At 35.9% G+C, this 25,407-nt stretch carries 28 protein-coding genes and 2 pseudogenes; 10 read left to right on the top strand and 20 right to left on the bottom strand.

Features of this window, described 5'->3' with window-relative positions; genetic code table 11:
• Positions 1-104 precede the first annotated feature (104 nt).
• The 3 genes from cpaB to amvA all read right to left on the bottom strand — a co-directional run bounded on the left by cpaB (position 105) and on the right by amvA (position 4,278).
• Positions 105-737, bottom strand: coding sequence for a metalloprotease secretion chaperone CpaB (gene cpaB / locus RFW85_RS02500; protein ID WP_086266342.1), 633 nt, complete (start codon positions 735-737; stop codon positions 105-107).
• A 22-nt stretch (positions 738-759) separates the two neighbouring features.
• Entirely contained in the window at positions 760-2,541 is a 1,782-nt protein-coding gene (gene cpaA / locus RFW85_RS02505; RefSeq protein WP_170248166.1) for a metalloendopeptidase CpaA, read from the bottom strand.
• Between the two features lie 258 nt (positions 2,542-2,799).
• Positions 2,800-4,278, bottom strand: coding sequence for a multidrug efflux MFS transporter AmvA (gene amvA, locus RFW85_RS02510; protein ID WP_170248165.1), 1,479 nt, complete (start codon positions 4,276-4,278; stop codon positions 2,800-2,802).
• A 124-nt stretch (positions 4,279-4,402) separates the two neighbouring features.
• Between amvA and RFW85_RS02515 the strand changes: the two genes are divergently transcribed.
• Positions 4,403-4,981 carry a TetR family transcriptional regulator gene (locus RFW85_RS02515; RefSeq protein ID WP_170248164.1) on the top strand — a complete coding sequence of 193 codons (579 nt, stop codon included), beginning with the start codon at positions 4,403-4,405 and terminating at the stop codon, positions 4,979-4,981.
• Between the two features lie 47 nt (positions 4,982-5,028).
• On the opposite strand, the gene RFW85_RS02520 is transcribed toward RFW85_RS02515, so the two are convergent.
• From RFW85_RS02520 to RFW85_RS02530, 3 genes are all read right to left on the bottom strand, one after another.
• Positions 5,029-6,288, bottom strand: coding sequence for a serine hydrolase (locus tag RFW85_RS02520; protein WP_170248163.1), 1,260 nt, complete (start codon positions 6,286-6,288; stop codon positions 5,029-5,031).
• Between the two features lie 71 nt (positions 6,289-6,359).
• On the bottom strand, positions 6,360-7,214 hold the full coding sequence (locus RFW85_RS02525; RefSeq protein ID WP_170248162.1) for a MaoC/PaaZ C-terminal domain-containing protein: 855 nt from the start codon (positions 7,212-7,214) through the stop codon (positions 6,360-6,362).
• A 74-nt stretch (positions 7,215-7,288) separates the two neighbouring features.
• Positions 7,289-8,680, bottom strand: coding sequence for a 3-oxoacyl-ACP reductase (locus RFW85_RS02530; protein WP_170248161.1), 1,392 nt, complete (start codon positions 8,678-8,680; stop codon positions 7,289-7,291).
• A 235-nt stretch (positions 8,681-8,915) separates the two neighbouring features.
• On the opposite strand from RFW85_RS02530, the gene RFW85_RS02535 reads away from it, so the two are divergent.
• A complete protein-coding gene (locus RFW85_RS02535) occupies positions 8,916-10,484 on the top strand; it encodes an acetyl-CoA C-acetyltransferase (protein ID WP_170248160.1) in 1,569 nt (522 codons plus the stop codon).
• Positions 10,485-10,548: 64 nt separating this feature from the next.
• Here RFW85_RS02535 and aceI read toward each other — a convergent pair whose 3' ends face one another.
• On the bottom strand, positions 10,549-10,983 hold the full coding sequence (aceI, locus tag RFW85_RS02540) for a chlorhexidine efflux PACE transporter AceI (protein WP_309171098.1): 435 nt from the start codon (positions 10,981-10,983) through the stop codon (positions 10,549-10,551).
• 90 nt (positions 10,984-11,073) lie between these two features.
• On the opposite strand from aceI, the gene RFW85_RS02545 reads away from it, so the two are divergent.
• From RFW85_RS02545 to leuE, 3 genes are all read left to right on the top strand, one after another.
• Entirely contained in the window at positions 11,074-11,967 is an 894-nt protein-coding gene (locus tag RFW85_RS02545; RefSeq protein WP_170248158.1) for a LysR family transcriptional regulator, read from the top strand.
• 131 nt (positions 11,968-12,098) lie between these two features.
• Entirely contained in the window at positions 12,099-13,088 is a 990-nt protein-coding gene (tal, locus tag RFW85_RS02550) for a transaldolase (RefSeq protein ID WP_170248157.1), read from the top strand.
• A 74-nt stretch (positions 13,089-13,162) separates the two neighbouring features.
• A complete protein-coding gene (gene leuE, locus RFW85_RS02555; protein WP_170248156.1) occupies positions 13,163-13,813 on the top strand; it encodes a leucine efflux protein LeuE in 651 nt (216 codons plus the stop codon).
• A 53-nt stretch (positions 13,814-13,866) separates the two neighbouring features.
• On the opposite strand, the gene RFW85_RS02560 is transcribed toward leuE, so the two are convergent.
• Complete coding sequence (locus RFW85_RS02560; protein WP_046813037.1) at positions 13,867-14,340, bottom strand: Lrp/AsnC family transcriptional regulator; 474 nt, start codon at positions 14,338-14,340, stop codon at positions 13,867-13,869.
• A 186-nt stretch (positions 14,341-14,526) separates the two neighbouring features.
• On the opposite strand from RFW85_RS02560, the gene RFW85_RS02565 reads away from it, so the two are divergent.
• The gene (locus RFW85_RS02565; RefSeq protein ID WP_170248155.1) at positions 14,527-15,705 is read left to right on the top strand and encodes a benzoate/H(+) symporter BenE family transporter; all 1,179 of its coding nucleotides are present in this window, start codon (positions 14,527-14,529) and stop codon (positions 15,703-15,705) included.
• 54 nt (positions 15,706-15,759) lie between these two features.
• Here RFW85_RS02565 and RFW85_RS02570 read toward each other — a convergent pair whose 3' ends face one another.
• From RFW85_RS02570 to RFW85_RS02580, 3 genes are all read right to left on the bottom strand, one after another.
• The gene (locus tag RFW85_RS02570) at positions 15,760-16,203 is read right to left on the bottom strand and encodes an RDD family protein (RefSeq protein WP_005073782.1); all 444 of its coding nucleotides are present in this window, start codon (positions 16,201-16,203) and stop codon (positions 15,760-15,762) included.
• 266 nt (positions 16,204-16,469) lie between these two features.
• Complete coding sequence (locus RFW85_RS02575; protein WP_075384142.1) at positions 16,470-16,643, bottom strand: hypothetical protein; 174 nt, start codon at positions 16,641-16,643, stop codon at positions 16,470-16,472.
• Positions 16,644-16,818: 175 nt separating this feature from the next.
• Positions 16,819-17,046 (bottom strand): hypothetical protein, encoded by a 228-nt coding sequence (locus RFW85_RS02580; protein WP_017480910.1) that lies wholly within the window; start codon positions 17,044-17,046, stop codon positions 16,819-16,821.
• A gap of 289 nt (positions 17,047-17,335) precedes the next feature.
• Between RFW85_RS02580 and RFW85_RS02585 the strand changes: the two genes are divergently transcribed.
• Positions 17,336-17,779 (top strand): universal stress protein, encoded by a 444-nt coding sequence (locus tag RFW85_RS02585; RefSeq protein ID WP_002115225.1) that lies wholly within the window; start codon positions 17,336-17,338, stop codon positions 17,777-17,779.
• Between the two features lie 259 nt (positions 17,780-18,038).
• Positions 18,039-19,625 (top strand): ATP-binding cassette domain-containing protein, encoded by a 1,587-nt coding sequence (locus tag RFW85_RS02590; RefSeq protein ID WP_216076513.1) that lies wholly within the window; start codon positions 18,039-18,041, stop codon positions 19,623-19,625.
• A gap of 65 nt (positions 19,626-19,690) precedes the next feature.
• Here the strand turns inward: RFW85_RS02590 and RFW85_RS02595 are convergent, their stop codons facing one another.
• Positions 19,691-20,119 (bottom strand): DNA breaking-rejoining protein, encoded by a 429-nt coding sequence (locus RFW85_RS02595; RefSeq protein WP_170248154.1) that lies wholly within the window; start codon positions 20,117-20,119, stop codon positions 19,691-19,693.
• Positions 20,120-20,155: 36 nt separating this feature from the next.
• A pseudogene (locus RFW85_RS02600) lies at positions 20,156-20,276 on the bottom strand (hypothetical protein).
• A gap of 54 nt (positions 20,277-20,330) precedes the next feature.
• Here RFW85_RS02600 and RFW85_RS02605 point away from each other — a divergent pair.
• Positions 20,331-20,837 (top strand): GNAT family N-acetyltransferase, encoded by a 507-nt coding sequence (locus tag RFW85_RS02605; RefSeq protein WP_170248153.1) that lies wholly within the window; start codon positions 20,331-20,333, stop codon positions 20,835-20,837.
• A 91-nt stretch (positions 20,838-20,928) separates the two neighbouring features.
• Here RFW85_RS02605 and RFW85_RS02610 read toward each other — a convergent pair whose 3' ends face one another.
• A complete protein-coding gene (locus RFW85_RS02610; protein WP_170248152.1) occupies positions 20,929-21,291 on the bottom strand; it encodes a NirD/YgiW/YdeI family stress tolerance protein in 363 nt (120 codons plus the stop codon).
• A gap of 19 nt (positions 21,292-21,310) precedes the next feature.
• On the opposite strand from RFW85_RS02610, the pseudogene RFW85_RS02615 reads away from it, so the two are divergent.
• Positions 21,311-21,859, top strand: a pseudogene (locus tag RFW85_RS02615) (DMT family transporter); the annotation flags it as partial.
• Between the two features lie 53 nt (positions 21,860-21,912).
• Here the strand turns inward: RFW85_RS02615 and RFW85_RS02620 are convergent.
• The 6 genes from RFW85_RS02620 to RFW85_RS02645 all read right to left on the bottom strand — a co-directional run bounded on the left by RFW85_RS02620 (position 21,913) and on the right by RFW85_RS02645 (position 25,325).
• Positions 21,913-22,176, bottom strand: coding sequence for a hypothetical protein (locus RFW85_RS02620; RefSeq protein ID WP_170248148.1), 264 nt, complete (start codon positions 22,174-22,176; stop codon positions 21,913-21,915).
• 178 nt (positions 22,177-22,354) lie between these two features.
• Entirely contained in the window at positions 22,355-22,597 is a 243-nt protein-coding gene (locus RFW85_RS02625) for a hypothetical protein (RefSeq protein ID WP_170248147.1), read from the bottom strand.
• A 577-nt stretch (positions 22,598-23,174) separates the two neighbouring features.
• Positions 23,175-23,747 (bottom strand): lysozyme, encoded by a 573-nt coding sequence (locus RFW85_RS02630; RefSeq protein ID WP_170248146.1) that lies wholly within the window; start codon positions 23,745-23,747, stop codon positions 23,175-23,177.
• A 164-nt stretch (positions 23,748-23,911) separates the two neighbouring features.
• Positions 23,912-24,112, bottom strand: coding sequence for a hypothetical protein (locus tag RFW85_RS02635; protein ID WP_199993413.1), 201 nt, complete (start codon positions 24,110-24,112; stop codon positions 23,912-23,914).
• Between the two features lie 197 nt (positions 24,113-24,309).
• Positions 24,310-24,768, bottom strand: a complete 459-nt coding sequence (locus RFW85_RS02640) for a hypothetical protein (RefSeq protein ID WP_170248144.1) — start codon at positions 24,766-24,768, stop codon at positions 24,310-24,312.
• Between the two features lie 287 nt (positions 24,769-25,055).
• Positions 25,056-25,325: a hypothetical protein gene (locus tag RFW85_RS02645; protein ID WP_309171099.1), complete on the bottom strand. Its 270-nt coding sequence runs from the start codon at positions 25,323-25,325 to the stop codon at positions 25,056-25,058.
• Positions 25,326-25,407 lie beyond the last annotated feature (82 nt).

Consider the following 25,407-nt stretch of genomic DNA (forward strand, 5'->3'; position numbering starts at 1 on the left):
CATAAGCATACTTTGTTTTTAAAAGAGTGTGAACGCATAAAGCTCATATCCGTACAGATAAACTGCGAACTGGCTTCTTTTCTCTACCAGAACCGTTTATTTGTCTAAGGATGATCATGGTGTAACTCCTGATCTGTAACACCTTCATCCATCGTTTGCACGAGCCCCACGCCATCCTTAATTTCAGCCGAATAATTCCCCTTCTCGGTAAAAATTTGCATGATTGTATAGTGGTCTTTTTGACTTTGAGTAATGGTAAAGAAATTTTGATTCGGATCGCCCTGATCAAATTTACCGGTCCACCGAACAATATCTTGGTCAACGGGTTCGATCTCTACAATTTTGCCTGTACGATTAATGCCATATTCCAACATTTGAAACTTAACAGTGTCGCCCACTTTTTTAAGTTCAATCACATTTGGATCATATTTAATGACCATACCTTCTGCATTTTTAATTAGTGGAAAATTAACATTAGAAGGTAGTTGATCCTTTTCTATTTCATTAAAAATAATCTGTTGCTGAGACAATCTTTCTTTTTCGGACGGACTCAAATTCAGTATATTTTGACGAGCAAATTCATTCTGATTATCTGCCAGTTTTTGCCCAGTCCCTTGCCCATTTTCTGAAGACGATGTTAAAGCAGAAGAGCTTTGCTGTGAAAAGGCAAACCAGATTAAAACTGCTAACGCCACGCAAGCGATAGCAGTTCCTATTAACAATTTATTTTTCTTCATTATTTACAGCTAAAAATAGAAATTAGTTATATAGAGAAATTTTCAGTGCATTCAGGTTAATAACACTGACCGCATCAATTTTTCCTTCTACACCTAAACGTACGCCATATTTCGGGTTGTATAGATATGGACTCGAATAGAAATTAATATTATTGCCACCCATTGCAGTACTTCCTAACGGATGGGCAAAACCTGAGCCAATATTAGTTGAACCATTATGGTACAGACCAAGATTGTGCCCGACTTCATGACGCATGGCCGCGAAAGAACAACCTGCAATATCATTTGCGCCAATCATGTTATATGCAGAAGCATTAATCCAAGCCCAACCACAACCGCCATCACCTGGTTCATTACCTTGATAATAAACACCGTCTGCCAATACACGTTTACGCTCATTTTGTACAGTCGTGTCATCTCGTCCAGTAGAGATTGCTTCTTTTAAAGTGGCAGCAGGAATTTTGTAAGTTAGGTAACCTACATCTCTTAAGTAAAAACGTGCATTCGAATTTTCAGCAGTTAAATTCGTTAAATTTACGCCTTCAATCATTCTAAGTTTTGCAGCGCTTTCTCCTAAAATTGAATTTACCTCTGGGCTAGAAACCAACAACATATCAATTGTATAACTATCTACTGTCCAGCCTTGAGCGGTGTAAATAAAACGGCGATTTTCACCATTTTTAATTGCAGTAGACAAGCCATTAGCGGCATTAATATAGGTGTCTGCCGATGCATTAGACACAATAACAACTTTATCGCCGACTTGAGCTTTAGCAGGTAGTTGTAAGGTTGGTTGCCAATTTGATGTAGACAGTTTCACCTTTAAAGTAGGCTGAGTCATATTCGGTAAAGTTGCAGGGATTGTTGCTGTAGAATCAATCAGCTTTGTTGGTGAAGAGATCAACTGCCAATATCCTTTGTCACTTACATACATAAACTCATATTGATCGCCTGTTTTAAGCGTTAAAGTCGCTTGGCTATTAATATTGGTATTATTAATTTTTGCAGACCAAGTCGCTGTAGACTTGATAATAATTCTATCCCTATCACTTGCAGTGGTCGGCAAAGTGAAATTGGAAACCCAATTTCCATCTCCAAATGAAACTTCGGTAAGTGGACTATTTACTGCTGCTAAAGATGTTCCGATTTGCTGAACATTTCGCTTCTGTGGTTTTATATATTCTGGAACCCATTTTCCTAAAGCAGAATAATATTTAAACCAATATTCAGATCCATTTTTTAATATAAAACTGCTCGGGAATAGTAAGTTTGTTTTATCAATCTCCGAACTTGTACTTGCTGTAGAAACAACTTGTACGGTTGTTCCGTCACGTACGTCACTCGGTAAAGCAATGGTTTGTGCCCATTTGTCATTTTGAATGATTACTTTTTGCATAGATGCAGTTGTTAATGGAACGACTTCATAGGTTGCACCATTAGTAGGACTCACAGTCGCTAACTGAGCGATCCATTTATTTTGACTGCTATTAAAGATGAATTGATAAACATCTCCACTATTTATTTTTAAAACCTCTAACGGAATATTGGTATTAGAAGTATCTAAATAACTACTATAAGCAGCACTAGAACGAATTGTAATTTTGTCCAAATTATTAGCGCTTGTTGGTAAAGTAAGGTTTTTGACCCAATTCCCATTTGCTAGATTAAATTCTAAATCTGAATAACCGGATGGAATTGATCCACTATTATTATTCTGATTTGGTGAAAGTACAGTTGCGGCATATACAAGTGAAGATGCAACAATTGCTCCAATAATGAGTGATGTTTTTAATTTAAAATTCACAGCAGCCTCTTTTATTTGTTTTTAGATTTTTCGAATAGCAGGTTAGCAAACCATTTTTACGCAGTCAATTTCACAACAATTAATTTTTTATTAAATTTCAATTGCATGACTACTGAATCATTTTGAAATAAAAATATGAACCTTTTTAAAGAATAGTTTGTTTATGAGAATTAAATAACCAATTTTTAATATGTAGAAAATATTAAAAAGATATTTAAGGATAAAAAGAAAGGTAGTCTCTCTTTTTATCCTTTAGTTTTAATTTACTTTCTTTGGAAAGCTAAACCAGACAAATACAGTTAAAAGGAAGAAACAAATAGCTGAGACAGTAAGCACCCAGCTATGCGCATAGCTAAAAGCTTGCTGCGCAACTGCAATTAATTGCCCTCCTAAAGGATTTTCAAGGTTAGAGGCTAATTGCATGGTTTCACCAATTGAAATACTCGATTTTTCAATTAAGTCTGACGGAAGCTCGGCTGGCAAAACAATTGAGCGGCTATAAAACCAAGATAACATTAACCCAAATATAGCAACGCCCAAACCAGCCCCAAGCTCGTAAGCCATCCCTTCAATGGCACCTGCTGCACTCGCCTTTTGCGGAGGTACAGATGACATAATCGCAGCAGTTGAAGCAAGTAAGGCAATCTCAATGCTAAATCCTAAAAAGACCATACATGTCCATGCTAAAAAGTGGTCAGTTGAAAAGTTGAGCTGGGCAAGTCCCCATAGACTAAATCCACTTATTAAAATACCAACAGTAGATACAAGTCTAAGTCCCCATTTATTTAAACAAATTCCGGCTAATGGACCACCTAAACTAATCGCTATCATGAATGGAATAATAAAGATGGCTGCCTGCAATGGTGAAAACCCTTGGACAAACTGCAACTCTTGAGACAAAAGTAATTCAAAGCCAACCAAAGCAATCATGGAAACAACGGCCATAACAATACTGGTAGAAATCACTGGATGTTTAAACAATTCCAGATCAATCATTGGCGTCGTAGCTCTTTTTTGGCTTCGAATGAAGTGGATTAAAGTACTTATGCCTACCACAAACATCACGACTGTAAGTACCGAGAAGTTATACATCGCCGATTTGATTGAATAGATCAAGCTTAAAATGGCTACAACCAAGATTAAAGCTTGTCCTAAATTAATTGGCTGATCAGTCTTCTCTTGTTGTTTAGGAATGATGATTACAATCATAACCAGAACCACTAAAATAATCGGGATATTGATAAGGAATACAGCTCCCCAATGGAAGTGTTCCAACACAAATCCACCCACTAATGGACCAAAAGCTGCTCCGCCACCACCCACTGTAGACCAAAGACCAAGTGCAAAATTTCTCTGCTTTTCTTCGGTAAAGGCATTACGGATGCCGGATAAAGTGGCAGGAATAAGCATCGCTGCCCCTAGCCCTAAGACAGCACGGGAAGCAATTAAGGCATAGGCAGTTGGAGAAAAAGCCGCAGCTAACGAACCAACACCAAAAACTGCTGTTCCAATAAATAATAATTTTTTAAAGCCAATACGATCACCGAGTGCACCCATCGGTAAAATCAAACCCGCCATAATCAGTGAATAAATATCAATGACCCATAAAAGCTGATTGGCAGTTAAATTCAATGCTGCACTTAAAGATGGTGTTGCAACATGCATCACCGTTGCATCAATCGTAACCGGTAAATAAATAAGGACGATAATTGTCAGGATTAACCATTTTTTTTGCATAACGCTCTTCAATATCCAAAACTTGGACATGTGTTCAAATTGTGGTTATTATATACACAATTGGACACTTGTCCAAGTTTTAGTTTTAATGTAATTTGTGTCGAATTCAGTCAGGTGAAAAAACATGGCCTATCTTAATCGCGATCAACGCAGAGAAATGATTCTGCAAGCTGCCATGCAAGTTGCTTTGGCTGAAGGTTTTACAGCCATGACGGTACGTAGAATCGCAACAGAAGCACAAACCTCTACCGGACAAGTTCATCATCATTTTTCTTCGGCATCTCATTTAAAAGCTGAAGCTTTTTTAAAGCTGATGGAACAGCTCGATGAAATTGAACAAACTCTCCAAACAACCAGCCAATTTCAAAGACTTTTCATCTTATTAGGTGCAGAAAATATCGACAGACTTCAGCCCTACTTACGTTTATGGAATGAAGCTGAACTCTTGATTGAGCAAGATATTGAAATACAAAAGGCTTATAACCTTGCCATGCAAAGTTGGCATGAAACAATTGTGCAAGCGATTGAGTGTGGCCAAAAAGAAGGCGAATTTAATAACAGATCAAATTCCACAGACATTGCATGGCGACTCATTGCCTTTGTATGCGGATTAGAAGGGATTTATAAACTTGGTTTACATGGTTTAGCTGAAGAAGACTTCAAGCGCCATACCGAAGCGATTATTCGCCTAGAATTATTATAAATATAGAAGCTGGCATTGATTAGAATGCCAGCTTTAAAATACTAAAATTAGAACCAGCCTTTACGACCTTTTAAAATTTGGTCGCTGCAACGTAAGGCTTCTTGAGTCAGTCCCCACAAACGATAATCGCCTGTGATTGAACCAATCTGGAAGTTATGGGTATAAGCAAAGCTGAGGTCACGCTCAGGATCGCACCATGCACCTGAACCATTGTAGCCAATATGCCCAAATCCATTTTTAGCGCGTTTACCCATGGTAATAATGCGGTGATATCCTAAGCGCCAATTCATCGGAATTGGCATAACACGATCACGTGCATAACTTTGGATGGTGCTGAGCTCTTTAAATACTTCTGGGCGAATAATTTGCTGTCCGTCCCATTCACCTTGATTTGCCAGCATCGCATAAATTTTAGCAAGACTATTTGCAGTAAAAGTGCCGTTCGCCGCTGGAATAACTGCTTGCAATCCCTCGTCACTAAAGAAACTAAGATGTTTCATTCCTTTTGGAATCATGGCATCTTGAAAGTCTTGAGGGTCTTGTCCAGTCCACGTAATCATTTTTTCAGAGAGTGAGCTCTTGCGCGTCTGTGGCTTTTTAGGTTTTTCAACTTGAGTAGACGCTGGTTTTTCTGGTTTTGGTTGAATAATTAAACGTGCTACACGATCCAACTCATTTTCAGGCGTCCCAAAATATGCCCCATCTAACTTTAATGGTTCAACAAGATAATTTTGCATGAGCTGATCTAAAGATTGGCCAGTTGCTTTTTCAAGTACACCACCCACAAGCCAACCAAATGTTAAAGCTTGATAAGCATTACCCTCTCCTGCAAAAAATCTTGGCTTAGTCGCTGCAACCACATCTAACATATGTGACCAGTCGAGCATTTCTCTCGCACTTTCGATGATATTACGAACATCAAACATGCCACTTTGATGGCTGAGCACATGACGCAAAGTCATTTGCTCTTTTCCATTTTGAGCAAACTCAGGCCAATAAGTCGCAATCGGTTTGTCGTATTCTAAAAAACATTCACTTACTAAAATATGCGCTAAAGTTGCAAGTATGCCCTTACCTGTAGAATAGCAAACTGCCAATGTGTCAGGTTGCCAAGCTTCAGTTTGTGATTTTAGACCGGTGTAGATATCTACAACTTTCTGACCTCTAAAATAAACCGCTAAAGCAGCTCCACCTTGTCCTGTTCTAGCATCTTGAAGACGGCTAAACTGGTGAGCTAAATCAATAAAACGTTCATCTAAAATACCGTGATAGTTATGGGTATCGGCCAGTAAAATCTCTTTAATCACATGAAGTTCCTTGCATTTTTTGTTATTTTGCTCAAAAGCAGCCCAAACCTCTGTTCAGGCTGCTGATATTTTTATAATGCTTTTACTGTTCCTGCAACATGCGGTTTTTGGGATTTCGTATTACGAATCAAGAAATCAGTCTTTTTATCTGTATTGGCAGTTAAAAACTCAACTTTTGATGGCAAGAACATTGGCAGCTTAAACCACACATCTGCTTCATAAGCATTTGGTAATTCAAGGTTTGCTAATGCTTTAGCTTTGCTCCACATACCATGCGCAATGGCTTGCTTAAAGCCAAATGCTTTTGCAGTAATGGCATGAATGTGAATTAAATTAAAATCACCAGACACTTTCGCATAACGGCGACCTGTGTTTTCTAAAATATTCCACTCTGCCTTTGGAACATAAACTGGTGCTTGTTCTTCTTTGGCTTTCTCACCTACTCTTTTCTCGACTTTTTGGCGAGATAAATAAGTCGTTAAACCTTCCATCACCACTTCATTGCCAACTTTTGCCGTGGTAATAAAGTCAAACTGAACACCTTTATCATGCGGTTTTAGTTCCCCAAACTTACATGACAGAGTGAGTTTTTCAGTTACACCAATTGGTCTGGTTTGTTTAATCTGGTTACGGATATGCACTAAACCTAAAATTGGAAATGGAAAGGCTTCTGCTGTCATCATGTGCATTTGCAAACTTTGAGAAAGCACCGCCAAATAAATTGCGGGTACAAAGCCATTATTTTGAAAGCCACATACTTCGTTATAAGCTTTGAGGTGATTCTGATCAATTTCTAAAGTATCTACCACATATTCAACTTGCGGTAATATTTTTGGACCTTTCGGCTTTTTAAAAATTAAACCTTGCACAACTTTTGGATAAGCCAATGCCGCTTTTGGTAGCTGGCTAAAATGACGAGTATTCATACCTAACCTTTTATAATTTATAGATTCTTGAATAAAAAAGGGATGCACAAGCACCCCTATTTAGCTAAAAGTGCTTAAGCGCCCAACAAGCTTTGACCACATACACGCACAACGTTGCCATTTACCCCTGTAGAAGCAGTTGATGCAAACCATGCAATCGTTTCTGCTACATCAACAGGTAAACCACCTTGTTGCATTGAGTTCATACGGCGACCAGCTTCGCGAATTGCAAATGGAATCGCAGCAGTCATTTGAGTCTCGATAAAACCAGGTGCTACTGCGTTAATGGTAATACCATTTTTTAAGATAGGCGCAGTAAATTTCACTAGACCAATCACACCAGCTTTTGACGCAGCATAGTTCGTTTGACCAAGGTTACCAGCAATACCACTAATTGATGATACACAAACAATACGGCCATTTGCATTTAGACCATCGTTTTCTAACAAGTAGTCATTTACACGTTCAGCAGCAGACAAGTTAATGTTAATTACCAAGTCCCAAAGCTCTGGCTTCATGTTTGCCAAAGTTTTGTCACGTGTAATACCCGCGTTATGAACAATAATATCTAAACCGCCTTGTTTTGCTGCAGCAGCTTTAATTTTTTCACCTGCATCGGTAGCTGTAATGTCAATTGCCAATGTAGAACCGCCAATGTCAGCAGCTACACGGTCAAGGTCAGCTTGTTGTTGTGGTACGTCTAAACAAATAACATGCGCACCGTCACGCGCCAACACATGTGCAATTGCCTCACCAATACCTCGGCTTGCACCAGTTACTAACGCAGTTTTACCAGCAAGCGGTTTTGCCCAATCAATATCAACTACATCTGCTTTAGATACACGAATCACTTGACCAGATACATAAGCCGAACGTGGAGAAAGCAAGAAACGTAGAGTTGATTCAAGGTTTGCAGCAGCACCTTCATCTACATAAACAACTTGAGCGGTAATACCCTTTTTAAATTCTTTACCTACAGATTTAATAAAGCCTTCAAGTGCGCGCTGAGCAATCGCTTGTTTTACAGTTTTTGCAGTTTCAGGAGTTGTACCAATCACAATCACTCGACCAGAAGTCGCAACTTGACGTGCAATCGGGTTAAAGAATTTATAAAGTTCATTTAACTGTTCTGAGTTTTGAATACCAGATGCATCAAATACAACTGCTTTGAATTTTGATTCTTTATCGCCTGCATTGAATGGACGTAAATTTAAACCAACTTTTGCAGCTTCTTGTTGCAAAGCAACGTTATTGCCTACATAGCTATCTGCATGAACATTGCTAAGTACTTGTGCAATCGCACCAGACAATACACTTGACGGCGCTGCGCCAACCAATACTGCACCATTCACTACTGGCTGAGCACTTTCAAAACGCTCTAATACAACTGGCAATGGTAAACCCAGATTTTTGACAACGAATTTACCAATAGGAGATTGTGTAAATGCTTGGTATTGATCAGTCATGATTATTATCTCTCAAAGAAATGAATTTTCTACGACAGGCTTCATTATGTTATGAGATGGATAGAAACAATATGAAAGCAGTCGTTCATTAGAGTTACTCCAAATCATACTTGACTTCATCTTTGGATGTCTTGACCTGAATGCTATCTACAATGTCATTCTAGTCAATACAGGTCTATTTGAATTGTGTTAAGGTAGCTTACAAGAATATCGTTATTATGCTTGGAAAAGCCTTATGAGCAAAACAACTCAAGAAAATCCAGCAGTCGAGAATTCTGCTCAGGAAAAAGTGTCAAATACATCAAAGTCGGCTTCTAACACGGCTAAGCGTAACAGCACTACTTCTAAAGCAGCAACTAATACATCAAAAACGACACGTACTCGTTCAACGACTGCACCTGCACGTAGCCCTCGTACCAAGAGCGCTGCTTCAGAAACCTCGTCTACATCTTCAAATGTAGCTGCAGCACCAAAAGCAACAAAAACCAAAACTTCTGTTCAACAGGATAAAACCATGAGCCAAAACACTGTTCGCCGCGTTGCAATTATTGGTGGCAACCGTATTCCATTTGCACGTTCAAATACTGCTTATTTCAAAGCGTCAAATTCTGACATGCTGACAGCAGCATTGAATGGTTTGGTTGAACGCTTTAACTTACAGGGTAAGCGTATTGGTGAAGTCGTTGCTGGTGCTGTTTTAAAACACAGCCGTGACTTTAATATGACTCGCGAAGTTGTATTGAGCACAGATCTTGCTCCTGAAACTCCTGCTTATGACATTCAAATTGCTTGTGGTACAGGTTTACAAGCAGCGTTTGTAGTTGCAAACAAAATTGCGCTTGGTCAAATCGACGTAGGTATTGCAGGTGGTGTAGACACAACTTCTGATGCACCAATCGCTGTAGGTGATGGTTTACGTAAAGTTTTACTTGAGCTCAATGTAGCTAAAACAGGTAAAGACCGCCTTAAAGCTTTAACAAAAATTGATTTTAAAAAGCTTCTTGATGCACCAAGCAACGGTGAACCGCGTACTGGCCTTTCAATGGGTGAGCACCAAGCAATCACTGCTTTAGAATGGGGTATCACTCGCGAAGCACAAGACGAGCTAGCTGCAAGCAGCCATCAAAAACTTGCTGCTGCTTATGAGCGTGGTTTCTTTGATGACTTAATGACTCCATTCTTAGGTCTAAACCGTGACAACAACTTACGTGCAGACAGTACAGTTGAAAAACTTGCTAAATTGAAACCAGTTTTCGGTAAAGGCGAAACTGCAACAATGACAGCAGGTAACTCAACTCCGTTAACTGACGGTGCTTCTGTTGTATTGCTTGCTTCTGAAGAATGGGCAAAAGAAAACGGTCATGAAGTTTTAGCTTACCTTTCTTTCTCTGAAACAGCAGCTGTTGATTTCATTGGTAAAAACGGCCCTAAAGAAGGCTTATTGATGGCTCCTGCTTATGCAGTACCTCGTATGCTTAAGCGTGCAAACCTTAAACTTCAAGACTTCGATTTCTACGAAATCCATGAAGCATTCGCATCCCAAGTGTTGTCTACTTTGAAAGCTTGGGAAGATGAAAAATTCTGTAAAGAACGTCTTGGTTTAGAAGCACCTTTAGGTTCAATTGACCGTTCTAAACTGAACGTAAATGGTTCATCTTTAGGTGCAGGCCATCCATTTGCTGCAACTGGTGGTCGTATCTTAGCAACTGCTGCTAAATTGATTAATCAAAAAGGTTCAGGCCGCGCTTTAATCTCGATCTGTACAGCAGGTGGTGAAGGTGTGGTTGCGATTGTAGAAAAATAATTTCTATAACGCCCTAACAAAATAAGCACCCATTTGGGTGCTTATTTCATTTCAATATATTAGCTTAATGAAGTGATGCAGCTTTTGCATCTGGGAAAAATTTATCTTCAATATGGTCATAGCACCACTGGAAAATAAAGGTATAAACCAAAATACATAAGGTTAAGCCAATATCTAAAATAAATGCATCAATAACACTCATCTGGAGTATATAGGCAATCATCGGTACTGTTGCAAGCAACAACCCACCTTCAAAACCAATCGCATGTAAAATCCGTACAGGGATCGTTCTTTCCCAATTATATTTATGCTCTACTTTTTCAAAATAGTGGTTAAAAATCATGTTCCAGAAAACTGAAACCACTGCCATAAACACACCGAGTGTTCCTGTTACTTCCATCGGCATATCAAAAATAAAACTTAATGCAATCGCAATGATGACCAATAAAATTCCTTCATAACTGATTGCATGAATGAGTCTTCTCTTGGAAATCAACATTTTTAAATACTCAATAATAACTTGGATAATGTGCATTTTATTTTTATAATATTGATTAATCCAATCAGGTTCTTTCAGTTTTTTTGACAGATGAACATTAATCAAGAACAACTACTCATGTTTCAAGCCGTGATTGAGACCGGCTCTTTTTCTGCAGCAGCCCGTAAACTTGGCAAAGTTCCTTCGGCTGTCAGCATGTCTATTGCCAACTTAGAAATTGATCTGAACCTGACTTTATTTGACCGTAAAGGCCGTGAACCCATCCCTACTGACGAGGCTCGGGTCTTATACGAAAAGACATCTCAGCTTTTGATTGAGATGAATCAATGGAAACAGCATGCTCACGCCTTAAGTACAGGGTTAGAAGCTAATTTAACTATTGTGATTGTGTCTGAACTTTTACACACCAATTGGACCGACTATATTTGTCTTTTAGAGAATCGTTTCCCTGACCTACAAATCAATATTGTGTCTGCCCCCCAAGAAGATGCTCTGCAAATGTTATTAGATGGGTCTGCACAACTTGCACTGATGTTTGAACGTGAGAATCTAGATAACAGAGAACAATTTGTAGAGCTTAAACGTGAGGCTTTAATTCCAGTTATTTCAAATAACCATCCTCTAGCAAGCCAAAATCAGGTTACTTATGAACAAATCCTTACTACACGACAAATTGTAGTTGCAAGCCGAGATGAGACTTTAAAACCTGAATTGCTATTTTCAAAACACTATTGGCGCACCGATAACCACCACTCTGCTTGTTTAATGATCTTGCGCAATTTGGGTTGGGGTGTACTTCCTCAAGAAATGTTTAAAGAAAATCCTGAATTAAAAAATAAACTTAAGGTATTGGATTTATTAGATTTCACTCCCCGATTTGAATATTATGTCGACTTGGTATGGAGCCGAGAAAGTGAACTCGGTGCCGCTGCTAGATTTTTGATTGAACATATCCGTAAGCAACGAATGCAACCACTACCTTAAAAATATTTCAAATTAGATGCAGAACCTAAACGTTTTTCTTTGAAATATAACAATTGATATATCGACAGCATGAATAGACTTTGTGCTATAAAAGAAAACATAAGATTTATTACCGAAGATGTTGAATATCAATGACTCATACAGCACTTGACCAATTAAAAACATTAACGACCGTTGTTGCCGACAGTAGTGACCTTGATGCAATTCGTAAATTCCGTCCATTAGACGCAACGACTAATCCTTCATTGATTACGGCAGCAGCAGAACAACCAGAAAGTAAAGAGCTCATTGAAGATGCTTATTATCAAGCCAAAGAAGAAGGCTATAGCAACGATGAGTTAATCGAAAGAACCATTGATATTTTAACCGTAAAATTTGGTGTAGAAATTTTAAAACTGATTGAAGGCCGTGTTTCAACGGAAGTTGATGCTGCTCTTTCATATGACACTGACGCAACCATTCAAAAAGCCCATGAATTATGTGAACTTTACAAAGGTTATGGTATTGATCAGTCTCGCATTCTGATTAAAATCGCATCGACTTGGGAAGGTATTCAAGCTGCCAAAGTGCTCGAAGCTGAAGGAATTGCTTGTAACCTCACTCTCCTTTTCGGTTTGCATCAAGCCCAAGCGTGTGCAGATGCAAAAGTGACTTTAATCTCACCATTCGTAGGCCGTATCCTAGACTGGTACAAAAAAGCTGAAGGTGTAGACGCTTATCCAATCGAAAAAGACCCAGGTGTCGTTTCAGTTAAGAAAATCTACACTTACTACAAGCAGCAAAATATTCCAACTCAAGTGATGGGTGCGAGCTTCCGTAGTATAGATCAAGTGCTTGGTCTAGCTGGATGTGATTTGCTAACCATCTCGCCAAGCTTACTTACCCAACTTGAACAAGATAGCCGTAAAGTCGAGACGGCACTTGATGCATCTCAAGCAAAACAAGCAGAAGCGATTGTTAGACCAGCTCAAGATGAACAAAGTTTTAAAGATGAGCTTAACCATGACTTAATGGCATTCCAGCTTTTACAAGGTGGTGTTGATGGATTCATTAAAGCACGTGACCAATTAAGCCTTTTGTTACGTCAGTCTTTTGGAATTGATGCGGAAATAAAATCTTAAAAAACTGCACTTTTCATACAAAATTGCCGATTTTTGTTATCATGATAAAAATCGGTTTTTTTATTGGGTTTCTCGTGTTCGGCATAACAGATTTAACAACATATATTATTGGTACATTCCTAATTGTGTTATTGCCGGGACCCAATTCTCTTTATGTGATGTCAATTGCTTCACGCTACGGGGTTAAAACAGGATATATGGGTGCATTCGGTATTTTCACCGGTGACCTTATTTTAATGCTATGTACAGTACTCGGAGCTGCGTCTCTACTCAAGGCATTCCCATGGGTATTTGTCATTCTTAAATTAACAGGTGCACTTTATTTATCTTATTTAGGTTTTAAACTGTTGCAAGGCAGTATTCAACGCTGGAAACAACGTAATCAAACTCAACCAGAAATGGCTGATTTACCTGCTTTAGATAAAGTTCATCCTTATAAAACAGCACTCAGTATTAGTTTACTCAACCCTAAAGCGATTTTATTTTTCCTCTCTTTCTTTGTTCAATTTGTTGAACCAGATTATGCTTATCCTGCTCTGAGCTTTTTAATTTTAGCAATTATTTTACAGATCATTAGCTTTAGTTATTTAACTGCATTAATCTTCTCTGGAATTAAACTCTCGGCATTTTTTAAAGAGAACCATAAAATTGCAGCAAGCGGTATCTTTTTAGTAGGAATTCTATTTTTTGGATTTGGTTTAAAACTAGCAACCTCAACGATTTAATTATTTTTACTCTAATAAGTTTTTGCATTGGAAAGTTAAAACATCATGAACTGCTAAAAGTCCAGCATGCCATCTGTTTTAACTTCATTAAGTACAAAAAAAGTTCTGACTTGTCTTACTCCAGGTAAGGCAATAATCTTTTCACTATGAAATCGGTTAAAAGCAGCTAAATCTTTAACACGAATTTTTAGAAAATAATCGACTTCTCCCGCCACCAGATAACACTCTAAAACATTTTCCAAATCACCCGATGCTTGTTCAAATGCTTGAAAGCTGTCAGGGGTTGAACGGTCCAAAACTACACCAACTAACACCACAGTACCACGTTGAACCGTATTAGGATTGATCCGAGCACGGACATCTAAGATTGCTCCAATCTTAAAAAGACGCTGAGTATGATTCCAACAAGATGATGTACTAATACCTACAAGTTTTGCCAATTCAGCATTACTTAAACGCCCATTTTCTTGTAAGGCGCGCATAATTTTCAGTTCTAATGGTGTTAAATTTTCGGCTTTCTCTTCCATAAAATAATATTCTTGATTCATTGTTATTTATGAAATAAATAATAGCATTATTTTATAATTTTAAAATATTATTTATTTTTTAATCTAAAAATAGAAAGCACCTTCTTAAAAAAAATTGTTAAATTCACCCCAACTGGAAGCAATGGCAGAAGCCTATTAATTTTTCTTGGATTTAGAACACGTATCATGCAAAAAATTCTTCAAGATTTTTCAATTCCAGCAGTGTTTGCTGGTTTTATTACCTTTCTCATTGGTATTAGTGTTTCGGCCGTTTTAGTGATTCAGGCGGCTCAAGCTTTAGGTGCTTCACCTGAACAAATCACTTCATGGTTTTGGGCTTTGGGTTTGGGTATTGGCTTATCAGGACTCATCCTTTCTTGGAAATTTAAATATCCTGTAGCGACGGCGTGGTCAACCGCTGGTCTTGCTTTAATTATGGCAACAGGTAGTGGATATAGTTTAAATGAAGCGATTGGTGCTTTTTTAGTTGGTGGTTTACTAACAGCTATTTTAGGCTTTTCAGGTATTTTTCAAAAAGCGCTGTCATACATTCCTCAAAGTTTAACTAGTGCCATGCTGGCAGGCGTCCTACTCAAATTTGGTATTTCACTTTTCGCAAGTTTACAAAATGATTGGGCATTTGTTTTGTCCTTACTTTGCATTTATGTCATTACAAAAAGATTATGGCCGCGTTATAGCATTGTATTTACCGTAATTGCAGGTATTACCCTGTGCCCTATCTTTTTAGAATTTCATATGCCTACAGTTCAGTGGTCTTTAGCAAAACCTGTTTGGATTAGTCCTGACTTTAGCTGGTCAGCACTTTTGGGCTTAGCATTGCCACTGTTTGTGATTAGTATGGCTTCTCAATATTTACCGGGTATTGCCATGATCAAAAGTTATGGCTACAAACCACACGTAAATCAACTCATTGGCTGGACAGGTTTAACCCAAGTTGTGCTTGCACCGTTTGGCTGTTATAGCGTCAATATTGCTGCGATTAGTGCTGCCGTAAGCTTAGACGACCAAGTCCATCCTGACCCAAGCAAACGCTATATTGCAGGTATAAGCTGTGGTTTTTTCTACATCTTAATGGGTTTGTTTGCTGCAACACTCACAAGTTTATTGATGTCTTTTCCTCATATTTTTATTGTAGTTTTGGCTGGTATTGCATTACTTGGTACAATCAGCCACAACATTGCGATTGCTTTTGCTCAAATTGAAGAACGTGAAGCAGCATTATTTACCTTTTTATGTAGTGCTTCGGGTATTCAATTCTTCGGGATCGGCTCAGCATTTTGGGGATTGGTTGTCGGAATTATTGTATTTGTTGTGCTCAAATTTAAAGCCCAAAAAAGCGAATAAAAAAAGCGTTCATAGCTCCCTATTTTCAATGCTATGAACACTTTTTATGATTTCTTATAATTCTCTTACTACGACTGTTTTTGCCATTTTGTCGTGCCAGCCTTGTTTTTTAGCGTCAAATGCCACCCAAAAAAGACCAATACCAAATACTAAAATTGATGGAATATAGCCAATATATCGAATAATGCTCTGCATGACTGTGAGCTTATTACCTGTTTTTTCATCTAAAACTTTTAATCGCATCAAACGTTTGCCGGGTGTACCTGCAAAATACAACCAACATAAAACTGAATATAAAAAAGGAAATGCGTAGTTCACAATCAGGTCAAACCAATAGTTTTGTGGCTGACTACTTAAGCCAGTAGCAAATACTAAGTCGTAATCTCCCCGATAAAAAATCCATGCGGCTGGAATAATTGCTAAACAAAGAATAAGACTATCAATAATCATTGCGCCAAATCTTAACCAGAACCCTGCATACTCATACTTATAAGTCATGCCTACCTCACTTTGTTATTGTTTAATAGCTAAAATGGTCTTACTACTTTACTTTTATCCTAAATGAAACTTTTTTATTTTTAAATACTTAAATGAAATTAAAACATTCTAATCAGATATTTTTTTGTAATTATTTTGATCAAATAATGGCTATTAAATATTCTATTAGGATAAAAAATAATTTAACTTTTAAAACTGACATTTTTTTATGTCAGTTATATTCAAATAATTTTATAAATAGATTAAATTACAAATAAACATTATATTTATTTCCAAAATAAAACATCTATTTTAAACTCTTTTTTTAATAAAAGTGCTGCAAATAACAGACCTAATCCAATAATAATTAAAAAAACACTTAAACTGATTACTCCACCAATAATAGCTAGTGTGCCTAATATAGCTAAAATATAAAATATAATTACACTGAATGTTGGCATTTCAATTTATTCCACCACTTAAAATAAAAGCAATTTATTCTATCGAGTTTATAAACGATTGCTGTTTTCAAATGTTGATTACACTATTAATTTGTATCTTCATACAATAATCATGTTATTAAACTTATTTAATGTTACTTTAGTTTAGTAAACAGTGATGGAATTCACATAACTTTTATTTGATTTCAAAGTAATGCTTTTCAGTCACAAGTTTAATTTTTAGGTTTTTATATAAGCGTTCTTTTGAATCTTCTAGTGAAGGTACAACTTTTTCTGCAAATTTATCTTCAGTCATCAGTCTAGCATACGTTTTGTAACCAATAATTAATTTTTGGGGTTCGTTACCTGTTTGACGGAATTCTTCAATGAGTTTATTGACTTTTTTTGCTGTTAAATCTGCCATCTTCCTTAGTCCCCCTTAATTTACTATTTTGTTATACGGCTTCTCTGTGACAGAAATATGAACCGTAATTTTTTGTAATTTTCATGTAAATATTAACAATTATAGGTTTATAGCTTACCTACCAGTTCAAAACTAGCAAAGTAATCAACTCAATTATTTGATTTATAATTATTTTATTTAATTTCAATAACTTTTAATTGAAGAGATGTCTCCAAAGAATGAAATATGTTAATCTTTAATTAATAAAAGCTTCATACATATAACAACTGTAAATAAGAGGAATAAGATCATGAATTACCAACATATTATTGTACCAGTAGATGGTTCTGAGATTTCTTTAGCAGCAGCTCGACAAGCAGCTCACATTGCAAAAGCATTTGGTAGTAAATTGACCGCCATTAGCTTGGTTGCGGTAGATCCTTTTAGTGGCGTAGATTTTTATTACATCTCACCTGTTGTAAAAGATTATTTTGTTGAAGCACGTGCCAACGCAGAAAAAACACTCGCAAAAGTTAAAGCTTTATGTGCTGAAGAAGGTATTGATGCAGAGACTCAAATCATTCAAGGTGAAATTTCTTCAGATGGTATTTTGAAAGCCGTAGAAGACTTAGGTTCTGATTTGATTGTGATTGGTTCGCATGGCCGTAAAGGTTTCCAAAAACTAATTTTGGGAAGCTTTGCTCAAGATGTTTTAAATAGCACCAAGATTCAAGTTTTAGTCGTAAAAGAGTAAAATTCTTGAAAGATAAAAGCCCAATCTAATGTTTGGGCTTTTTAATAAAATAGCTTCTAGAAATTTTACACCCACTAAAAACTCTATAGAATAGTTCACTATTCCATCAATTTCGTGAGTCACGCCAATGAAGTAAGTCTTTTTTCTCATCAATTTTTTCTTTTTTTGATGTGCAAAATAGACTATTTTTGTGATTTACCGTCTCTATTAAAAATTATCATTCTCCTATTTTGTACATCCTGTATTTATGAGGTTTTTTATGACTCAGCAGGCATGTGTAATATCGCAACTTACCTTAGAGTTCCCTTCAAAGGTAATGTTTAAGCATCTAAATTTTAGTCTTGAATCGAATCAGGTATCTGCCCTAATTGGTCGTAATGGCCAAGGCAAATCTTTGCTTATGCAACTGTTAAATCAAACGTTTACATCAGATTCAGTTGTTACATCAGGGCAAATATCTTGGCATGTAAAACATGCTTATTTACCACAATTGCATCGTTTGACAGCACTGACGATTGCTGAAGCCTTAGATATCTTAGATATTTACGACGCTTTTAAAAGAGTTGAACAAGGTAATGCCAACTTCGATGATTACGATTTATTGGAAGGTAAATGGGACCTACCCGCTTTATGGAACAACCTCTTAGAATCTGCTGGTCTACCAACAGATTTAGATTTCCCAGTTAAAAATTTAAGTGAAGGTCAAAAAACCAAGTTGGCTTTAAGCTGTTTATTTTTAAAATCAGACCACTATCTATTACTTGACGAGCCTAGTAATCATCTAGATCAGCAGTCTAGACAATGGTTAATTGATCATTTAAAAAAACACCCAGCAGGTAGTCTTCTCAGTAGCCATGATCGGGCTTTATTAAATGAAGTTGACCATATTTATCATTTAAATGAACATGGCCTCCATCACACTACCGGAAGCTATGAAAAATTTTATGGGCAGTATCAAGCAAATATTGCAGCTCTAGAACAATCTATTCAACAGAATCAACGTGAAGTTAAACACATGAAGCAAAAGCAACATGATGTATTAATGAAAGCTCAAAAACGTGAGCGTGCTGGCAATAAATTAAGAGAATCAAATTCTCAAGCCAAAGTTTTGCTCGACTTTAAAAAGGAACAAGCAGGCCAAAGCATTGCTACTATACAGTCTCAACATCAACGTCAAATTTCGAACAGTCAAAATGATTTAAAAGATAAGAAATTGCTTCTCGAAACGGTTAAACCTCAACAGTTTTTCTTCCCTTCTTTTCATAAGAAATCTGGTGAAATTCTGCGGATTAAAAAATTGAAACTGAAACATGGTACTCAAAACCCCATCGATCTAGCTGTACAAGCAGCTCAAAAAATTCACATAAAAGGACAAAATGGTATTGGAAAATCTACTTTACTTAAGGCAATTCATGTACAGAACAATCAACCCTGTGACAGTATTCACCTATCTGTAGAGTGTTTCTATCTAGACCAGAACTTTAGCTTTTTATGCGATGAAATGAGTGTTATTGAAAATTTATCTCATATGAATAATGAACTTTCAGAACTCGAATGGAGAAATTTGCTAGGTCAACTTCGAATCCGCGGTGATAAAGGTACTCAACTATTGTCTCAGTTAAGTGGTGGTGAAAAATTAAAAGTAGCTTTATTGGCCCTTAGCCAAATAAAACCTACACCAGAACTTCTGTTATTAGATGAACCCGAAAATCATTTGGATATTGAATCTAGAGAGTTACTTGCTAATGCTCTTCAAAGTTATGAAGGTGCGATATTGCTCGTTTCACACGATCAACTGTTTGTTGAAAGCTCGGGCATTAATGAGTCATTTTCCTTAACGAAATAGTTAGTAATATACCAGTTTTCAAATTTACTAGTTCTCATTTGAGAGCTAGTAAATTTCATCAGTTATTATTTTTTTACGTTATTTAATAATTCGAGATCTAAATTATATTTGACAGTTTTATTTTTACGAGCACTATTACGCATTTGATAAACCTGAATAATATAATCACCATCGGTTGGTAAAATAAGTTCTCCTTTAAAACCTACGGTTGAGCCAATCAGTAATGCGTTATCTTTACCAGGCTTTGTACCCGGTGCAAAAATATTAATGTATGCTAAATTACCAAGGCTATTAATATTAAATTTTAATATTTGGCCCTTTTTTGCATAAATTCTATACCGCACATCATTGTAGCCCTGAAATTGTCCAGTTAAAGTGGTATGCGGTGAACCTTGTAAAAAATTAACTTTTTGCTCAATATTTTTTGCATAGATAGTAAATGAAGTAGCTGAAATGAGCGTGGATAGTAATAATGTTTTAATGATTTCTCTCAATTTTTTGACCCTCAAAATTATTTTTAAATAATTATATTAAAAATAATTTTCATAAAATTTTACTTTATGTATGAGTTTGATGAGTAATAGTTGCTTTTTATAACCAGTAACAAATAAAGTATGTTGAAAAATCTAAATTACCTTTCTCTTTTAGAATAAGAATTTAAAAGTTAAAGCGTATGGTTAATCCATAAATCTGGAAGAATTTTTAATGGATATTATTATTCGTGATGAGCAAATTGAAGATATAGAAGCCATCGAAAAGCTAACTAAAGCAGCTTTCCAAAATGCTGAGCACACAAGTCATACAGAACATTTTATTGTTAATAGTTTAAGAAACCACGGACAACTCACCATTTCTCTAGTGGCAGTTGAAGATAGCTCTATTATTGGACATATTGCTATTTCTCCAGTTGAAATTAGCTCAGGTGAAACAGGTTGGTATGGTTTAGGCCCTATTTCAGTTCACCCAGATAAACAAGGATATGGTATTGGTTCCCTTCTGATGAAGGAATCACTAGAAAAGTTAAAGCAATTCGGAGCACAAGGATGCGTTCTTTTAGGTGATCCACGCTATTACAGCCGATTTGGTTTTAAAAATTATCCTGAGCTGATTTTGCCTGATATACCGAGTGAGTATTTTCAGGCTCTAACTTTCTCGGGCAATATTCCAAAAGCGAATGTCAAATACCATGAGGCTTTTAATGCGACGCAATAATAAAAACTTACTATCTTCAAAAGAAAACTCCTAAAAATAGGAGTTTTCTTTTTCATTGGTTTTGAATAATATTTACTTAAAATATCAGCTTTTATTTAACACGCTCAATTTGAAAAACTTCGATATCGGTAGGTTTAACTCTATGCTTGTCTACCTCTCCTAAAATGCGTACTTTATCTCCTGCTTTTAGTTCGAGAGGCTTCCATAAGTCATCATCAATATCAATTACGATTGAGCCTGTTGCATCTTTAAACTCAAAATGATCCCCAGCAATATGCTTTACGATTTTACCCGTCAAAGTTACTCCAGATTCATCATCTAAAGTTTTTGCTTTAGACACTGTGACTACATTTTTTGTCGCTTCTTTTATTAATGTAGCATCGGCTTTAGCCATCACGGCACCACTACCTAATAAAGCAAATCCAGTGAATGCTACAAAGAATATTTTTTTCATTACTGTGACCTAATTTCCAATCATGGGAATACAGCCAATCTTGACGCTTTGTCTTTTAGAAAAGAATTTACAAAAAGAAAAGCTATTTGGTTTACTCATTGCTTTAGCCGGACTCATACTTTTAGTGTGGAAAAGTCTGACCATGTCTTTTATCGCTCCAATCGGTATATTCTTTGCCTTGACTGCCCTAATCTGTATAACCTTCGGGGCCATAATGCAAAAGAACATTCAACAGGCCCCGACAGATGTCTTGCCATTACAATATATAGTCAGTCTTGTGGTCTGCTTGTTTATAGTTCCCTTTGAACATTTTGAAATAACATGGAATTCACAACTGATTATTTCGGTCTTATTTCTTGGAATTTTAATTTCTGTAGTTGCACAGCTTTTACTTTATCGGCTTTTAAATCAGGGTAATCTTGTAAATGTGACAAGCCTATTCTATTTAGTGCCTGTCGTTACTGCACTTTTAGATTTTCTAATTTTGAAAAACAAGTTGCCGCTAGCAGGCTTAATAGGAATGATTGCAATTTTAATAGGCTTATTGCTTGTATTTAAAAAGAAATAACTCATAGAAATAATATAGAACCCTCAAATGAGGGTTTTATATTGAGTAAAAATTTAATCTAAATTTTTCCATTCTGTACCAATTTGAGCTAATGCTGGAAGCTCATCGCTATTAAAAACATTAGAATTACGATCAATAGCAAATCGATAGACGGGCATAGAATCAGCTTCAGTTTTCTTAAAGAAACTGAAGTTTTCATTAAGATGATAATTACCACCCTCTGTAGATTTTGTTGCTGTTCCTGAAGGTATATGAATATAACTTTCACACTCCACTTCAACATTATTTCCGGCAAGATCTTGGTAGGAAAATTTCATGTTTTAATCCTTTCTAAATTTTTATGATTGAGAAAAACTTAGCATGCTATCCGGATAGCTTATGGAGTTTTTTTCAACTAATTGTTTAAGTGTGTATATTTAGTTAACACTAGAAAAATTTATAAAATAAAGCTGATTTCTGAAATGGATATATTTACAAATTTGCCTTACATCTAAACTAAATAGGATCTTTTATGCTGAGTAAAACAGCATTACTCGGAATACTTTTAAGTATTTTCTTTTGTTCTTTACGCCATTCTTTATAAAATTTTTTATCAGATTGTTCTGAAAAACTATCTCTCTGCTTGTGAGAGCAAGCATCGTCTGTATTTGCTAATTGAACACATGGCCAATTATTTAATTCAGGTGTCAAAACAGCATTACTCATCAATGAAAGTTCTTTTAATCTAATCAAATTCATATCTACTTCCTTGCTTACATTCAGCACCAGACTCTTCAATATGTTCGTTCAAAACTTTATCTTGAATAATTTAGAGGCGGCTATTGTTCTATTTTCAAAGCCAATCCAATCAGGCCTACACACAAATACCACATACTTAAGAATGCAAAGTGCAAGTTTTGTGTCTTGATTTACCAATGATGTAACTTATTACATGCTTGAATAAATTAAGTTTAGGTAGAATAAGAAAGGTATTTTTACCCTTTCCTTCTCTGTTGCTCCAATTTCAGATATAATGACCTGAGTATGAGATGAGCCTTATATAGTTCATTGGTAGATCAATGAATGACTAAGCCCTTCGCTTTCGAGCAAGGGCTTTTTTAATACGTATGATTTGGAAAAATTACTTTTATCTGACTTAGCAATTCAACCCTCGGTTTGCCTTTACTGAGCAGGTCTGTTAGATTGGTCTTGTTCACCAACTCCTATTGTTGATGAATACTGAAGCCTGATTCGTAGCATCAGGCTTTTTTATGCCTAGATTTTATTAAAGATCGGAATGGCTTTTCTGATAAAACCCTATAAAGAATTAAAAAAACTACGAAGCTAAAAACAATTTCTTTTCAGTTGCTCGACGTCTAACCAACCCAGGCAGACGATTACCCCCTGCGTTTATCCATACATCAAACTGGTTCGCAGCCCCTTTATAATCTCCTGAATTTAACATTTTTAGTAAAGTCGAGTTTTTAAAAGCACTAACCCCTATATTATAAGTCAGAGAAACCAAGGCATCGAATTGATTCTGTTTTAAAGGAACTTTTACAGCGCTGTTGACTGCACGCTCAAATATTTTCAAATCATGTTGCATATATGCCTGTGCCTGCTCAAGAGTACATGTATCGCCTTTTTGAACCCTCGACCCATTTGGGTATCTGGTTGTACCATAACCAATACTCCAGACACCTACGCCATCATCATAAGCACTGAGCCTTAAACCTTCAAAATTACAGATTTGATTTAAGCCAACTTGACTGAGAGACAACTCATCAATTGCAAAACCAATTTCCTCATCGCTATTGTCTATTGCTGTAGCAATCGAGCTATTTGTCGCAACAGTTGACCTAGATTTGGCACTAAAAATCTTGCGGAGATAATCCAATATTTTTTGCATTTAATGCCCTACTATTTTATTTTTTTCGGTAATCCAAAGCGTATATCCTCTTGAAATAGGGAGTGTACATCCGCTCTATAGACAGCATAATTTACACTCATACCGTTAGGTAACTATTTAAGATACTAAAGAATAAAATGCCCAATATAAAATTGGGCTATGAATTATTCTTCAATTTCTATGGGATCACCATCCTCAGGACGAATGTGTCGCTCACCATCATCGGCAGGATCTACACTGGAACCATCTTTGGTAATGCTGTTATATAACTCATCCTCTTTTTTATCATCGATAAATTCTTCATCTGAAAAATCAAGAGGCTCTTCATCATCGTCAAAATTTAAGGGTTTTTCTTCATCTATCATGAGATTCATCCTTTATTTATTAACTTGTGTTATTCCATGCTCAGATAATTGGCTGATACATTCAACATGAAACAATCATCATTTATGTAACAGACATTTTAAGTTACATATCACTAAAAAAACCGCCTTTATAAGGCGGTTTTTTATTTCTAACCAGTTAGAAATAAAAGTACAGTGAACTTATAACTGTTTATATTTTAAGAAAGTAATTTATTATTTTTAATGTAGTCATCTGATTTAAAATAATTAACAATCATTTCTGCATTTTCTTCTTTTGCGGATAAAGGATTTACTGGAATGCTTTCAATCCCCATACTAAAACCTTGAGGAATCAACTGAGAAATGGGAGGAAGATGAGCTTTACCTCCATCAGTGATTCTTTCAATAAATCCAGCAAGCCACAAAATAAACTCACCTTCATTTTCAAACTTAGGCATAAGGCTAAAATCAATTTTGACCGATGATTGCTCAAGGGGTTTGGTTAAACAATCTTCAAAATTGATAAAATTATACTTTAATTTAAATTCAGTACCTTTTATCGCATTACGAATAAGACCAACTAAACAATTTAAATTTTCTATCACATCATCAGAAAACAAGTTGTCATTTTTAATTTTTTTATAAACCTTATCTGCTATAGCTAGATATTTTGGCATCTTAACCTCCTATCTTCTCATGCGTATATTTATATACTTCTTTAAAATATTCTTTTTTTACGTAAGATAGAGTAAAACTCATAAACTAAATGTAAGAAGTACAAGGTTTTTGAAATTACATAATGAAGCACATCACACTTAGCCAAATAAATGCCAATCAATTATCTTTATTTTACAAAATAGAAAGAGTTATTGAAAAATTTACTTTCAATTTTTATGCCATTTAAAAATATTTTAAATAAAATCTGAGCACTACTTAATATAGATACTGATTTTGTTAAAAAATTTTATCTTTTATTATTTTCAAGATGGTACAAAATACTACTAATTTTTAAAAGTAAATAACCGAACAGTAGGCCATTAAATATAATAAAAAGCCCTATTATTACCATTTGTGTAAACCAAACTTGAATAATGTCTAAATTATCATTTCTTGTTTCGATTTGCCCATACGATAAAATAAAGGCTACTCCCAAAACAATTCCAAATAAAATTACACACCACGCTACAATCTTTGCAGCTTTACTTTCATTATGAGGTTTCTTTGATTCACTCATATTTTTCCTAAAACTCTTATTGAATTATTTATTTTCTATAATAACTTCATAGTTTGTTAAAGTTTTATTTATGTTACCTTTT

This window comes from Acinetobacter sp. 12966, assembly GCF_031196995.1.
GTDB classification, from domain to species: Bacteria; Pseudomonadota; Gammaproteobacteria; order Pseudomonadales; family Moraxellaceae; genus Acinetobacter; species Acinetobacter geminorum.

Coding starts and splice junctions, on each gene's coding strand:
- amvA (WP_170248165.1), bottom strand. CDS start 4,278: ATGCAAAAAAAATGGTTAATCCTGACAATTATCGTCCTTATTTATTTA.
- RFW85_RS02630 (WP_170248146.1), bottom strand. CDS start 23,747: ATGCAAAAAATATTGGATTATCTCCGCAAGATTTTTAGTGCCAAATCT.
- RFW85_RS02625 (WP_170248147.1), bottom strand. CDS start 22,597: ATGAATTTGATTAGATTAAAAGAACTTTCATTGATGAGTAATGCTGTT.
- RFW85_RS02530 (WP_170248161.1), bottom strand. CDS start 8,680: ATGACTGATCAATACCAAGCATTTACACAATCTCCTATTGGTAAATTC.
- RFW85_RS02575 (WP_075384142.1), bottom strand. CDS start 16,643: ATGCCAACATTCAGTGTAATTATATTTTATATTTTAGCTATATTAGGC.
- RFW85_RS02610 (WP_170248152.1), bottom strand. CDS start 21,291: ATGAAAAAAATATTCTTTGTAGCATTCACTGGATTTGCTTTATTAGGT.
- RFW85_RS02620 (WP_170248148.1), bottom strand. CDS start 22,176: ATGAAATTTTCCTACCAAGATCTTGCCGGAAATAATGTTGAAGTGGAG.
- RFW85_RS02560 (WP_046813037.1), bottom strand. CDS start 14,340: ATGGAAGAGAAAGCCGAAAATTTAACACCATTAGAACTGAAAATTATG.
- RFW85_RS02570 (WP_005073782.1), bottom strand. CDS start 16,203: ATGACTTATAAGTATGAGTATGCAGGGTTCTGGTTAAGATTTGGCGCA.
- RFW85_RS02545 (WP_170248158.1), top strand. CDS start 11,074: ATGAACATTAATCAAGAACAACTACTCATGTTTCAAGCCGTGATTGAG.
- tal (WP_170248157.1), top strand. CDS start 12,099: ATGACTCATACAGCACTTGACCAATTAAAAACATTAACGACCGTTGTT.
- RFW85_RS02515 (WP_170248164.1), top strand. CDS start 4,403: ATGGCCTATCTTAATCGCGATCAACGCAGAGAAATGATTCTGCAAGCT.
- RFW85_RS02585 (WP_002115225.1), top strand. CDS start 17,336: ATGAATTACCAACATATTATTGTACCAGTAGATGGTTCTGAGATTTCT.
- RFW85_RS02580 (WP_017480910.1), bottom strand. CDS start 17,046: ATGGCAGATTTAACAGCAAAAAAAGTCAATAAACTCATTGAAGAATTC.
- RFW85_RS02525 (WP_170248162.1), bottom strand. CDS start 7,214: ATGAATACTCGTCATTTTAGCCAGCTACCAAAAGCGGCATTGGCTTAT.
- RFW85_RS02645 (WP_309171099.1), bottom strand. CDS start 25,325: ATGAGTGAATCAAAGAAACCTCATAATGAAAGTAAAGCTGCAAAGATT.
- RFW85_RS02535 (WP_170248160.1), top strand. CDS start 8,916: ATGAGCAAAACAACTCAAGAAAATCCAGCAGTCGAGAATTCTGCTCAG.
- cpaB (WP_086266342.1), bottom strand. CDS start 737: ATGAAGAAAAATAAATTGTTAATAGGAACTGCTATCGCTTGCGTGGCG.
- aceI (WP_309171098.1), bottom strand. CDS start 10,983: ATGTTGATTTCCAAGAGAAGACTCATTCATGCAATCAGTTATGAAGGA.
- RFW85_RS02640 (WP_170248144.1), bottom strand. CDS start 24,768: ATGCCAAAATATCTAGCTATAGCAGATAAGGTTTATAAAAAAATTAAA.
- RFW85_RS02605 (WP_170248153.1), top strand. CDS start 20,331: ATGGATATTATTATTCGTGATGAGCAAATTGAAGATATAGAAGCCATC.
- RFW85_RS02590 (WP_216076513.1), top strand. CDS start 18,039: ATGACTCAGCAGGCATGTGTAATATCGCAACTTACCTTAGAGTTCCCT.
- RFW85_RS02565 (WP_170248155.1), top strand. CDS start 14,527: ATGCAAAAAATTCTTCAAGATTTTTCAATTCCAGCAGTGTTTGCTGGT.
- RFW85_RS02635 (WP_199993413.1), bottom strand. CDS start 24,112: ATGATAGATGAAGAAAAACCCTTAAATTTTGACGATGATGAAGAGCCT.